The following is a 12,817-nucleotide window of genomic DNA, read 5'->3' as shown; positions in this document are numbered from 1 at the left end:
GCTTTATAGTGTTCTTCTTAGTATTCTTCTTCTTAGTGTTCTCCCAGTGTCCTGAACAATTTTCGCAAAGCACTTCCAACATTAATGGAAAAAAGGGATGCCATGTCCATGATCAACTTCGCCGCAGCAATGTCGTTCATGACCTTTTTCTTCATTCCCGGAGGGGCTTCCCTCAGGGACGCCTCCAGTTGCTTAAACGGATTCCTTTCTTTCTTTGCCATCTATTGCAGGGTGTTATAGATTTCCAATAGTTTTTCCTTTGCTCGCTTCAACCGCATCTTTACCGCACTTTCCCCGATCTCCATAATACCCACAAGGTCCTTGATAGATGCTCCGTCCTGATATTTCAACAGCATAATTGATTTATCCTCTGGCGCAATAAGCTCCAAGGCTTTCTTGAGCTTGTCGGCCTTCATTTCATAGAGACTTTCATCCGGGACCTCTTCGGAAAGTTTATATTCTGTATCTTCCACGGGAATGGATTGATCTCTTATCTTCCGTTGTTTGTTCCGGTTGACGTAATTGACACAAAAGTTGTAGGTGAAGGAATATAACCATGTTGAAAATTTAGATTTTCCCTTAAACATCTTCAATTTAATGAAGAGCTGTAAAAAAACATCCTGGGTCAAGTCTTCTGCCTCATCATCAGAGTTGGCAAATCCATAGCATTTGTTGTATACCATTTTTGCATAGCGATCGTACAACCTCTCAAATAACAAAGGGTCGTTGCTCGCCACAATACGCTTCACTAATTCCTCATCAGATAGATGGGCATAATGGTCTTCCGTTTCCAAATATTCCTTGTCGGGGTTACTTATAAGTATTAGAAACAGCTTTTTGAAAAAAGTCACACCCAGGTTATTTAGTTTTACGTCGACCTATCCAATCGATCCTTATCAAAAAATGGGGCGCAAGATAAGTTAAAAACATGGTATATTTGATTAAAAACCAGACATGAAGACCCTATCCCTACTCAGCATTTTTGTTTTGGCCATTTTCATAGGCTGCAAAACCGAACCCAAAACGCCAAGCACCGTTGAAGCCACCCCAGAAAAAAACATTCCTGAGTTGATTGCCGATGCGCATGGGTTGGCCAATTGGAAATCGGTGAACCAAATTGACTTTATGTTCAATGTGGATAGGGACAGTACCCATTTTGAACGCAGTTGGGTCTGGAAAACCAAGGAGAATGAGGTCACCGCTATATCTGGGGCCGACACCTTGACCTACAATCGAAAGTCCATGGACAGTATTGCCCAAAAAACCAATGGAGGGTTTATCAATGATAAATACTGGCTACTGGCTCCGTTTAATCTTGTATGGGATGCCGGCAACTATTCTTTTGGACATTCCATGAGCGAAAAAGCCCCCATAAGTGGGGAAAACATGCAAAAATTGACCATTGTGTACTCCAGTGATGGTGGATATACCCCAGGAGACGCTTATGATTTTTATTTCAAGGACGACTATATCATCCGAGAGTGGACCTATCGAAAAGCCAATCAGGAAGAGCCCTCGCTTACTACTACTTGGGAAGATTATGCGGAAATCAATGGCATGCAAATTTCAAGGAGCCACAAAAAGGCCGATGGTAGTTTCCATCTCTATTTCTCGCAATTGAAAGTGCAGTAATTGAACTCCCTATTTTCGGGTTTTATGGAGAAAGAATGTAATCCCCAATACCAGCAACACGCAGGCCAATAACACATAAAAGCTATGCACCAAAGAGGCCTGTTCTGCCAAAAAACCTAAAATCACAGGCCCTACCAAGAAACCCGAATACCCTGTCCCTGCAATAAAGGAAACGCCTTGTGCGGAATCTACCCCTTTTACATTGCCCCCAATCCTGAACAGTTCGGGAACCATTACTGAAAACCCAAGACCATTGAAAGCAAAACCAACAATGGCAGGTATCGTTTGTCCTGAAAGTACCAGCGCATATCCACCAATGGCCACCAATGCACCCAAACCAAGAATCTTAACCGACCCTATCCGGGCACTGATACCATCTCCCAAAAAACGTCCGAGGGTCATGGCCGTGGAAAAGGCCAAAAAACCTGAACCGATTAGCATCTCTGGGGCCAATGTGACCTCTTTCAGGTAAAGCCCGCTCCAATCTATGATGGCACCTTCGCTTCCCATGGAAACAAAGCCTATAATGCCCAACAACAAAAGAGGCTTGAACAATTTTAGACTGAAAGGCTCCTTTTCCACTGGGGCAGCTACAATGTGGATGTAGTTTTTATAGAAAATCAAATTCACTATCAAGACCACTGTCACCGTAAGACCCATGTGAAGGACAGGGTTTCCAATAATTGGGATGAGAAAACTCCCCAAGCCCACCAAAATTCCACCCAAACTAAAGAAACCATGGGCTGCAGACATGAAATTTTTCTTATCCTCTTTCTCAATTTCGGTCACCAAGGTGTTCATGGAGATATCTGTAAATCCAGTGCAGGACCCAAAAACAAAAAGACTTCCCATTAAAATCGGATAGCTGGGAGCCATCAAGGGCAACATGGCCGCACAGCTTGTACAGAGTACCCCTACCCAAGTGGCTTTTCCAACACCCAATCGGTTAATAATCTTGGATGCCATGGGAAAAATGGTGAAGACCCCAAGGGACAGACAGAAAAGGGCAATACCCAAATCAGCTTTATCTATACCCAGTTTTTCCTTTACGGTAGGTATATAAATGGCCCAAGTGCCAAACCAAATATTAAGACTGGTAAAAACCCAGGCCGGGGCAAAATACCTAGGGTTGGAAAAAATAAGCGCTAGTGATTTCATAAGATATAGTCCCTACAAATTAAAGCATCCTAATTCTATTTGACTTGCCCATATTATTCCAATACTAAAATGATTTATTCCTAAATGAATATAATATTTACAGTTTTTGGTAATTTTACTTTATGAAGCCCATATTGGAATCCATCAATGTTGCCGTAGACACCTCCTTAAAAATTGAATCTTATGCCAATGAAAACCATTGTGCATCTGCAGGTTGGCATGTCCACCCTGAATATGAAATGGTTTATGTAAAGAATGGTTCAGGAATATTACGCATTGGTTCACAAAAGAAAGCTTACTCCAACGGTGTTTTGGTTTTTTTGGGAGGAAACATTCCCCATGCCGATTTTGGCAATAGAGATCATGTGGACAACCTAGAGATCGTAATCCAATTCAAAAAAGAGTTTCTGGAGGAGAAACTCAAGATTTTTCCCGAGTTGGGCAAAATCAATGCCCTAATTCGAAAATCGAAACAGGGCTTGGTCTTTGGTCCAGAGGTCCACAATAGGCTTGGGCCCGATTTTGAACGGTTCGGGGATTTGGACCATCAAGGCAAATTGATCAACCTACTCTCTATATTGAACCACTTGTCCCGGGAGACTTCTTATGAACCTTTATTTGATAATTTTGCCTTGGACAACTTCAAAAAGGATGACATCAAAAGATTGGAGGAAATCTTTGAATATGTGAACGAGCACTATTCAGGCACCATTTCCTTAGTTGAAATTTCAACCCAGTTGGGCCTTACCTCAAATTCGTTCTGCAGATTCTTTAAAAAAATGACCCAACGTACCTTTATCGACTTTGTGAATGAGTTCCGAATCAATAAAGCCTTGGAATTTTTCAATACCAACAACACTTTGATCACCGAGGTCATGTACCAATCCGGGTTCAATGACCCTTCCTATTTTTCCCGACAGTTTAAAAAGTATCAGGGCACTACGCCTTCCACCTATCTAAAAAGGAAATATGGCAACCTACTTTTGCAGGATACCCTGCTTTAAAATCTGGCCAAAATTATACATATCTGCAAAGGAGCAATAAAAAGGAGCAGGTGCCAATCTGATCACGTTGGGTTCCCGCCAATCCGTGATCACCCCATTCTTCATCAAATAATCAAACAAAGACCTGCCTTCGCCATGGAGAAAAACGGAAAGCTGACAGCCTCGATCCTTAGGGGTAATGATTTCAAAAGAGCTTTCTACCTGCTTATCAATCTCATGAAGGACAAACTCCAAATAGGCCACTATTTTTTGTTGCTTTTCAATCAGGGCGTCCATACCCACCTCATCAAAAAGTTCCAAGGAAGCCAAATATGGGGCCAATGACAATATGGGCGGGTTGCTCAACTGCCATGCATCCGCAGAAGCAATCGGGTCGAACTCTGGCCCCATTAAGAAACGGGTTTCTTTTTTGGTGCCCCACCATCCTTCAAAGCGCGGAATATCCTTTTGACCGAGATACTGCTCGTTAACAAAAATCCCCGAAGCGTTCCCTGGGCCACTGTTCATGTATTTATAGCTGCACCAAGCAGCGAAGTCCGCGCCCCAATCGTGCAGTTCCAGTTTCACATTGCCTACACCGTGCGCCAAGTCCCATCCCACAAAAGCACCAGCGGACTTTCCGGCCTGTGTTATGGCCTTCATGTCCAATACCTGCCCGTTATAGTAATTGACCCCGCCCATCAGTACCAGTGCGAGTTCATCCCCCACTTCTTCAATGGTCTGTAAGATATCCTCGGTTCGCCAAGAATGCTCCCCCTTCCGTTTTTTCACCTCAACGATAGCTTCATTGGGATCAAACCCATGAAAACGGACCTGACTTTGCAACATATACTGATCGGACGGAAAGGCTTTTTCCTCACAAATGATCTTGAACCGTTTTGCCGTGGGCCGGTAAAAGGAAACCATCAACAAATGTAGGTTCACGGTAAGGGTATTCATGACCGAAACTTCTTCGGGCTTTGCTCCCACTACTTTGGAAAGGCCTTCGGCCAACCGCTCGTGATAGTCCCACCAGGGTTTATCGGCATAAAAATGCCCTTCCACGGCGAGCTCCCGCCAATCCTTCATTACCTCATCCACATACTTCTGTGAACGCTTGGGCTGCAATCCCAAAGAATTTCCCGTAAAATAAATGACATCTTTCCCGTTTACCTGCGGATAATGAAACTCTTTCCTATAGTTGGAAAGCATATCCTCCGCATCCAATTGTTGGGCAAATTCCAAGGTGTTCTTAAAGGTCATACCATGCTTTTAATCGGTTTCAAAAATACAACTTGTCATACGATTTTACTTTTATTGATCATTCCAAACGCATTTCTATGATATGCTTTTTAAAACCCACTTTTTCATAAGCCTTAATGGCTGGCAGGTTATCATTGTAAACGGTTAGCCTGATTTCTTTGAATCCTTTCTCCAAGGACCAAGACTTTAAGTTCTCCACAATCTTAGCGTTGATGCCCATACCACGGTACTCATCATCAGTATACATAAAACCCAAATAGGCATAGTATTCATGATCCAAATAATGTCTTGCCCTTTTGGGAATGGCATAGCCCGAAGCCACCACCTTTTCATCCACTTCGGCTACCACTACGGAAGCTTCCTTATCCAAAATCATGGCCTTGAGGTCATAATAACTGATGGGGTCTTCCTTGAGGGTAACATCAAAAGGGCGTTCCGCTTTTATGATTTTCTGCTCAAACTCCAAGAGCAAAGGCAAATCCTTCAAATGGGCATTCCTGATCTGTATATTTTTCATTGACATGGTTTCCTTTTGCTAAACTGGTATTTCAATGTAGTTCTTTCTCTATTTTTGCAAAAATAAAAACATGCATTTTCTTTCTTCCACACTTGAAAATTATCTGATCAACAGTTCCGAGGACGAACCGGCCCTTTTGGCGGAACTCTCCCGGGAAACCCACTTGAAAGTGGTCCGCCCCCGCATGATCACCGGGCATTTTCAGGGACGGGTGTTGAGCTTACTTTCCAAAATCATCGCACCAAAAAACATTTTGGAGATTGGAACCTATACGGGGTATTCAGCGCTATGCTTGGCCGAGGGCCTTCAAAAAGATGGTCAATTGCACACTATTGAAGTCAATGAGGAACTGCACGATATGCAACGCAGGTATTTTGATAGGAGTGATTACGCTTCCCAAATCATACAACATACGGGTGATGCACTCGATATCATCCCTAAACTCGACCTTACTTTTGACCTCATCTTCATAGATGCCTTTAAGGTGGAGTATGATGCTTACTTTGAAGCCGTTATACAAAAAACCAAACCGGGCAGTGTCATTCTTTCGGACAATGTACTTTGGTCTGGAAAAGTAGTGGAACCTCTTGACCCATCCGACAAGGCCACGGCATCACTTCTTGCCTATAACGAAAAACTGAAGAACGACCCCAGAGTGGAAACGGTATTGTTGCCCATCAGGGATGGACTTACCCTGTGTAGGGTGAAATAAATCTTTGGTACAGTCTATAAAAAAGCACTCCTGACAACAATCCTACCAACATCCCCACAATAATATCGATGGGATAATGCACACCCACATAAATACGGCTCATGGTAAAAAGGATGGGCCAAACAAAAAACAAATAGGCCCATTTCACTTTTTTCCTCAAAAAAAGAAATACCAATAGGGTCAGGGAAAATGAGCTTGAGGCATGCCCAGAGAAAAAACTATAATCGGTTGGGCTTTTTAGAATCCGTATAAGTAAATTGATTTCCTCAGTGTTGTTCGGCCTCAAACGAGCGACGGAAATCTTGGTCCAATGGGTAATGGCCGTGATAAAAAGCGCCAACCCCAAAACGGTCAATAATTTATAAAAGGCTTCGCGCTTCGAAAATTTTAGGAACAATAGAAAGATAAAGAGAATAAAGAGTGGCGTCCAAGTCCAGAAATTGGTGACAACGGTCCAAAAGCCGTCATATTTTTCAATACCCAGCCCATTGAGATAGATAAAGGTGTCCCGATCCCACTCCAGAAGCCGCTCCAACATGGATTACTTGGTTCCCCTTTTGATGGAGCCCGTTACTTCATCCACATTTTTCTTGACCTCGTTGAGTTCATTCCTAATATCCTTGGTAAAATCGGTATCGATGCCTTGGCTTTCGGCACTTTTCTGGATTTCACGCTTAATGTCGTCCGTAGCATCCCGCAGCTGACGCATTCCCTTACCAAGCCCCTTGGCTATTCCAGGGATTTTATCGGCACCAAAGACCATCACCACTATAAATAGGATGAAAAAAATCTCTCCTCCGCTAATGAATAGAAAATACATGCAACAAATATAATCAGAAGTTGTTGGGAAAATAAAAAAAGCCCCGTGAAATCACGAGGCTCTTTCAAGAGTTTTGTATTATTTTCCTTTGATGTTCTCCTTGAACTTGTCAAAATCGGATTTTTCATCCTTCATGGGCCATGCATTATTGGTGGTATCAATGTCCGCGGTTTCCAATTTAGGATCTACCACGATCCCCACCAATTCTTTTTGTGAGGAAATGACCCTTTTTACTTCGGTATCATTCTTTCTCCAAATTTCTGGGGGATAGGTCACATTTTCCTTGGTACCATCGGCATAGGTATACTCCACGATCAAGGGCATGGGTATGCCTCCCGGCTTATCAAAAGTGATTTCGTAGAAATATTTGGGCTCCTCGACCTTCGCCCTATCGGCTTCGGTCATGTTGTCCATCATAAACTCTTTTAGGTTCTGCGAAGTTTCTGAGGGAGCCTTCCCTTTCAATTCGGGCATAAAGTCCTCGCTATCTTCTTCGGCCAAATATACCAAAGGCGGCAAATCGGCTTCGGTAATATTCCTATCCGCCATGTACTTTTTCATTTCCGCTGTAGGCTCGCTGCTCACATAGTACTTCTTGACACCTTTTACGCCTATATCAACATAATCGGTGGTATAGAACCAGCTTCTCCAGAACCAATCCAAATCCACTGCGGAAGCGTCTTCCATGGTACGGAAGAAATCCTCTGGGGTAGGATGTTTGAACATCCAACGCTGTGCATAGGTCTTGAATGCATGATCGAACAGCTCCCTGCCCATTACGGTCTCCCTTAAAATGTTCAATGCCGTAGCCGGTTTGCCATAGGCATTGGGACCCAATTGGTACACGTTCTCCGGATTGGACATGATGGGGGAAATAGTGCTCTGATCTCCACTCATGTAGGGTACAATATCGGCAGGATTTCCTCTTCGTGATGGGTAATTTTCGTTAGGGGAAATGACGCTTGGGTTGTTTCTTCCAAATTCCTGCTCGGCCAAATACTGCATAAAGGTATCCAGACCTTCATCCATCCATCCCCACTGACGTTCATCGGAATTTACGATCATTGGGAAAAAGTTATGGCCCACTTCGTGAATGATCACACTGATCATCCCAAACTTGGTCCTATCTGAGTAGGTACCATCCTCATTGGGGCGACCATAATTCCAACAAATCATGGGATACTCCATACCTTGGTTCTTGGCGTGTACCGAAATGGCCTTATGATAGGGATAATCAAACGTATGTTGTGAATAAGTCTTTAGGGTCTGCACCACAGCTTTGGTGGACATATCTTCCCAAAGCGGGTTTCCTTCCTTGGGATATAGGGAAACGGCCATAACGTCCTTTCCGCCAATCTTTACAGCCTGCATATCCCAAATGAATTTTCGGGATGTGGCAAAAGCATAATCCCTGACATTGGTGGCCTTAAACTTCCAGGTCTTGGTATCAGTGGCAAAACCTTTCTCAGCAGCTTCCGCCTCGGCCTGGTTCACAATGATCACAGGTTTATCGTATGATTTTTTGGCTTCTTTATAACGCTTCATCATTTCTTTGGAGAACACCTCATCGCGATTCTGCAATTCACCCGTGGCATCCAAAACGTGATCGGAGGGTACGGTAATGTTCACCTCATAATTTCCAAAGGGCAAGGCAAACTCCCCACTTCCCCAGAACTGATGGTTCTGCCAGCCTTCCACATCGCTGTAGACTGCCATTCTTGGAAAAAACTGCGCTATGACATAGGCACGGTTGCCATCCTTTTCAAAATACTCGTAACCGGAACGTGCCCTGCTTATGGTATGATCGGGCACATTGTACCACCATTTTATGGAGAAGGAAATTTTTTCCCCACTTTTCAAGGGTTGTGGAATGTTCAACCGCATCATGGTCTGATTGATGGTATAGGACAACGGTTTTCCACTGGCGTCCTTTACATACTCAATGTTGAAACCTCCATCAAAGGGTTCATTGATATAGGTTTCGGCAAAATTTCCGGCCGTATAGGCGATGTTTACCCCATTACCGTTGCGTAGTGGAGACTTTGAGTCCTTGGCCCGTACGTTTTGATCTAACTGCACCCATAGAAATTCCAAATCCTCGGGAGCATTGTTGTGATAGGTAATGGTCTCCTCGCCATGGATACGTGCATTTTTGTCATCCAATTTCACATCAATGACATAGTCGGCTTGCTGCTGGTAATAATCTGGGCCCGGTGCCCCAGATGCAGCCCTATAGCCATTTGGAGTGGAAAACTCCTCGTACAACTGTTTAAATTTACTTTGGTTATAATGACCGGGTTGTCGCTCTTGCTTCACCTCTCCTTCTTCCTGCGCCGATAGGGTCACGGCGCCAAAAAGAAACAAGAAAGAAGCAACACAATACTTGACTTTGTTCATTTTTAATTTGATTTTAAAACGGTGAAAAATAGCGTATTTTAACCAATTCTTAACAATACGTTATAAGTTTAACATTCCTTTATTATTTTCCTTAATGAGCACAAAACTCTTTTTGTGCCCCTTCCATTTGATATGGACCACATTTTGTTGCTCATCGAAAAGATCGGTAAGGATTTCATTTTGTACGGAAAGTGTTTTTAGCTCGTCAAAATTGGCTTGGGCCACCTCTAAATAGCAGATGACCACATCATTGTCGTAACGTTTGCCCAAAAAGGTATAGGGAGTTGGCTTTCCATCAAGTTCCAGGACAAACTTGGCCCTAAAATATTTTTCAATGTATTCATCCGAAACCTTGGCTTCGTTGGGAGTGGACAATTTGGCCTTGATGCCGTAGCGCTCCTCCAACAATTTCTCCATATCATCAATAAAAATGCGACTGGTGATCTGTAGGGCATCCTCTGTTTCGGAATACACCACATTGGTAACGCTAACGTAAAATTTATGTGCGGATGTGAAGGACAAAAGAAGTACGGCAGTAAAAAGCAGTACCGCTCTTTTTGTAATTCTCATTTTCATCATATGCAATATTAGACTCAAAACTTTATCTGTGTTATGGTATAGGTCAATTTCTATGCCAAAGGATGGGGGAAAATCTAGTCTAGATCATTGTTCTTCCGATACATCCTGCTCTTTTGGACCATAAAATCCCAGATTTTGAGTTTATCCTGCGAATCTACGGTTTTTTGGAAAGCTTCATCTACTTCACAGAAATACATAAAGTCATCAATCTTTTCCATGGGAATCTTTAACGTGACCACAAAAAGCGAGTCCACATAAAAATCCTGGACCCTTTGGGTCCTCGCATAGGCCCCATCCAACTTTACCCTTTCCTTCAACATCTTGGTGCGACCGGTTATGGCATTAATTATCGGGTTTATTCCTACTTTTAAAGGTTGACTAAGTGAATACATCCCTGCTGATGCTTCCTGTAATTTCCGTTCACTTTGGGTGGGTATTTTTTGGTGTGCATTGGGCAGTCCCAAGGCTTCGGCGCTTACGTCTTTCTCCAAGGTGAGTTTATCCAAATCCTGATTTAGATCACCGGAAAGGTCATACGGCCTTACTACTACTTCCTTCAGTTCATTCACAAACTCATCCAAGGGAACCATGACAAAACTGGTTTGGTAGAGCACTTCAGTTATGGGAAGCACCTTTCTTTGATACTGAACGGCGGAAAACACCAAGGTATCGTTCCGCTGCACCGTAATGGAAAAGTTCCCATCCATATCGGTGATCACGGCCTGTTCTGAATTGATGTTCTGGACCACTACCCCGGCCACATCACCCCCTTGGCTGGTTACCCTACCCAAAAGGGATTTGGAAGGCCCGTCTTGCGCTTGGACCGAAATTGCCATAAGGCATCCGAGTGCCAGAAGGAATCTTTTCATTCGTCATCCATGGTGGCCAAATAAGCCTTGCTCTGGGTTACCAAAAAATCGATAAGTTGAAATTCATTTTCCTTGCGCAGCAGGGTCTGCGATGGGATTTTATCATCACAATACAACAAGAAGTCATCTATCTTATCCTGGGGCAATCGTAGGTCGGCCACAAAAAACTCATCGTCATAGACATGCCTAAGCACCTCACTGACCTTGAGCGGTGCCCTTTGCTGTCCTTCGGCCTGTTGGGCCTTGAACAGGGCCTTGAAGATGTTCACAAAGTTCAATCCGTCCCGCATACCACGAACGCTTCTGGACTCCGCAACGTTCTCTACTTCGGTACTACGGTCTATCTCATAATTATACTCCTTAAAGTCATCATTTTTCACTTCCAGGAAACGTTCTTGGTCCTCAGGGGTCACGACCACCTCATCCAACTCCCGTACTTTTTCGTTCACTTCCACCACCAACCGATTGTTCTGAAGTATTTCAGCTGTAATGGTAATGACTTCCAACTGATAATTGATTGCCGTGAAGACCAACTGGTCCCCGGCCTGCACCGAAATGGCAAACTCACCATCCTCATTGGTGATGGTGGCCATTCCCGTGGTGGAATTGATGACATTCTCATTGGGCACATTGGTATTCCTGTAAAGTACTTTTCCCCTCAAAATCTGGCGGTTATCCTGCGCCATGGACAGCCCGGAAAGGAGCAATGAGAACAGGATGACAATTGCATTTTTCATAAAACATATTTAACCCAAGTTAAAGAAAACCCTTGAAGACGATATAAAAAAATAAAGCCGTTCTAAACTTTTGTTAATTCTATCACAGGTTTTGGGACAAAAAGGGTGCCCGTTCACCCTTGAACTTCGTATTTTGACGGGAAATGTTCCCATAATCCGATCATAGGTTTAGTTTTGTAGTTTCCGTTTGGAAACCTCAAATACGAATACTGTGAAAACGCATATCCTCTACTTGGTCATTGGCCTACTCATGATCAACACCCTTAGTGGTCAGGTAAAAATTGGCAACAATCCGCAAACCTTGCACCCCGCCTCGGTACTGGAATTGGAAAGCAGCACCCGTGCCTTGGTCATCACCAGAGTCAACAATGGCCAGATGAACAGCATCACCCCTTTGGCCGGTGCCTTGGTGTACAATACCGACGAAGACTGCCTCCATTACTACAATGGAACGGAATGGATCAATATCTGCGAAGCCCTGGACAATTCTTTCACGGTAAGCACTTTGGCCCTGTACAATGTTACGTCACGGGACAGCACAGTGGTCATTACCCAAGAGGATACGCCCGATGGCATCAATTACAATTATGAGGTCAACAAGATTGGAAGTGACAACATCACCAATTTCTCCGTTCTCAATTCCCATATTGCCGTAGAGACCATTACCAACGATAAAATACAAAACGGTACCATAACCAACGCTAAATTGGACAAATTGTCCATTCCCCTTAGCGGGTTTGGCACTCCTACTGCGGATGTAAGCATGGGGAATGCCGCTAGGCTTACCAATCTACAAAACCCAACAGCCCCGCAGGATGCCGCCACAAAAAGTTATGTGGACAATCTAGCGGATGATGATATTACGGGAGTAACCTTTAACACCACCACCAACCAAATAACGGTTACCGAAGGCGCCACCAGTTTTTCTGCCAATCTTTCATCACTGGAAGAGAGTGCGGATATTACTGCCAATACCGCCAATATAACCGCCAACACCACCGCCATTAATAACCATATTGCTGCGGATGAGGATTTGAGTGATACGAACGAACTACAAGACTTAAGCCTCACAGGAAACAATCTTTCCCTTTCGGACGACCCAACCGCGACACCCATTGATTTGGGCGCCTACCTTGACAATACCGATGCC

General features: G+C 43.8%; 15 protein-coding genes. 4 read left to right on the top strand and 11 right to left on the bottom strand.

The features are described from left to right. Window positions 1-32: 32 nt before the first annotated feature. Together F8C76_RS16820 and F8C76_RS16815 are read right to left on the bottom strand one after the other, a co-directional pair. Entirely contained in the window at window positions 33-221 is a 189-nt protein-coding gene (locus tag F8C76_RS16820; RefSeq protein ID WP_116217470.1) for a hypothetical protein, read from the bottom strand. Beyond that, complete coding sequence (locus F8C76_RS16815; protein WP_129656067.1) at window positions 222-851, bottom strand: RNA polymerase sigma factor; 630 nt, start codon at window positions 849-851, stop codon at window positions 222-224. A gap of 103 nt (window positions 852-954) precedes the next feature. Here F8C76_RS16815 and F8C76_RS16810 point away from each other — a divergent pair, with 103 nt between their 5' ends. Next, window positions 955-1,632, top strand: coding sequence for a hypothetical protein (locus F8C76_RS16810; RefSeq protein WP_152132750.1), 678 nt, complete (start codon window positions 955-957; stop codon window positions 1,630-1,632). A 9-nt stretch (window positions 1,633-1,641) separates the two neighbouring features. Here F8C76_RS16810 and F8C76_RS16805 read toward each other — a convergent pair whose 3' ends face one another. Then, window positions 1,642-2,790 carry an MFS transporter gene (locus tag F8C76_RS16805; protein ID WP_152132749.1) on the bottom strand — a complete coding sequence of 383 codons (1,149 nt, stop codon included), beginning with the start codon at window positions 2,788-2,790 and terminating at the stop codon, window positions 1,642-1,644. A gap of 122 nt (window positions 2,791-2,912) precedes the next feature. On the opposite strand from F8C76_RS16805, the gene F8C76_RS16800 reads away from it, so the two are divergent. Continuing rightward, a complete protein-coding gene (locus tag F8C76_RS16800) occupies window positions 2,913-3,794 on the top strand; it encodes an AraC family transcriptional regulator (RefSeq protein WP_152132748.1) in 882 nt (293 codons plus the stop codon). Here the strand turns inward: F8C76_RS16800 and kynU are convergent. Both kynU and F8C76_RS16790 read right to left on the bottom strand, forming a co-directional pair. Next, window positions 3,768-5,036: a kynureninase gene (gene kynU, locus F8C76_RS16795; RefSeq protein WP_152132747.1), complete on the bottom strand. Its 1,269-nt coding sequence runs from the start codon at window positions 5,034-5,036 to the stop codon at window positions 3,768-3,770. The two genes, F8C76_RS16800 and kynU, sit on opposite strands and share 27 nt — an antisense overlap. Window positions 5,037-5,094: 58 nt before the next feature. Then, window positions 5,095-5,553 carry a GNAT family N-acetyltransferase gene (locus tag F8C76_RS16790; protein ID WP_152132746.1) on the bottom strand — a complete coding sequence of 153 codons (459 nt, stop codon included), beginning with the start codon at window positions 5,551-5,553 and terminating at the stop codon, window positions 5,095-5,097. 70 nt (window positions 5,554-5,623) lie between these two features. Between F8C76_RS16790 and F8C76_RS16785 the strand changes: the two genes are divergently transcribed. Next, window positions 5,624-6,265, top strand: coding sequence for an O-methyltransferase (locus F8C76_RS16785; RefSeq protein WP_152132745.1), 642 nt, complete (start codon window positions 5,624-5,626; stop codon window positions 6,263-6,265). Here the strand turns inward: F8C76_RS16785 and F8C76_RS16780 are convergent. From F8C76_RS16780 to F8C76_RS16755, 6 genes are all read right to left on the bottom strand, one after another. Beyond that, window positions 6,243-6,803 carry a phosphatase PAP2 family protein gene (locus F8C76_RS16780; protein ID WP_152132744.1) on the bottom strand — a complete coding sequence of 187 codons (561 nt, stop codon included), beginning with the start codon at window positions 6,801-6,803 and terminating at the stop codon, window positions 6,243-6,245. The two genes, F8C76_RS16785 and F8C76_RS16780, sit on opposite strands and share 23 nt — an antisense overlap. A gap of 3 nt (window positions 6,804-6,806) precedes the next feature. After that, window positions 6,807-7,085, bottom strand: coding sequence for a Sec-independent protein translocase subunit TatA/TatB (locus F8C76_RS16775; RefSeq protein ID WP_116217461.1), 279 nt, complete (start codon window positions 7,083-7,085; stop codon window positions 6,807-6,809). Between the two features lie 78 nt (window positions 7,086-7,163). After that, window positions 7,164-9,482, bottom strand: a complete 2,319-nt coding sequence (locus F8C76_RS16770; protein ID WP_152132743.1) for a M1 family metallopeptidase — start codon at window positions 9,480-9,482, stop codon at window positions 7,164-7,166. A 60-nt stretch (window positions 9,483-9,542) separates the two neighbouring features. After that, window positions 9,543-10,052, bottom strand: coding sequence for a DUF6702 family protein (locus F8C76_RS16765; protein WP_249042444.1), 510 nt, complete (start codon window positions 10,050-10,052; stop codon window positions 9,543-9,545). Between the two features lie 83 nt (window positions 10,053-10,135). Continuing rightward, the gene (locus F8C76_RS16760) at window positions 10,136-10,930 is read right to left on the bottom strand and encodes a BamP family beta-assembly machinery protein (RefSeq protein ID WP_152132741.1); all 795 of its coding nucleotides are present in this window, start codon (window positions 10,928-10,930) and stop codon (window positions 10,136-10,138) included. Continuing rightward, complete coding sequence (locus F8C76_RS16755; protein WP_152132740.1) at window positions 10,927-11,667, bottom strand: BamP family beta-assembly machinery protein; 741 nt, start codon at window positions 11,665-11,667, stop codon at window positions 10,927-10,929. Before F8C76_RS16755 ends, F8C76_RS16760 begins: the two co-directional genes overlap by 4 nt. 211 nt (window positions 11,668-11,878) lie before the next feature. On the opposite strand from F8C76_RS16755, the gene F8C76_RS16750 reads away from it, so the two are divergent. Beyond that, the coding region (locus F8C76_RS16750; protein WP_500683483.1) for a phage tail-like protein at window positions 11,879-12,817 on the top strand (939 nt) is incomplete at its 3' end.

Origin of the sequence: Flagellimonas olearia (assembly GCF_009184425.1) — a bacterium.
GTDB classification, from domain to species: domain Bacteria; phylum Bacteroidota; class Bacteroidia; order Flavobacteriales; family Flavobacteriaceae; genus Flagellimonas; species Flagellimonas olearia.
This window is presented reverse-complemented; position numbering and strand designations above follow the sequence as displayed.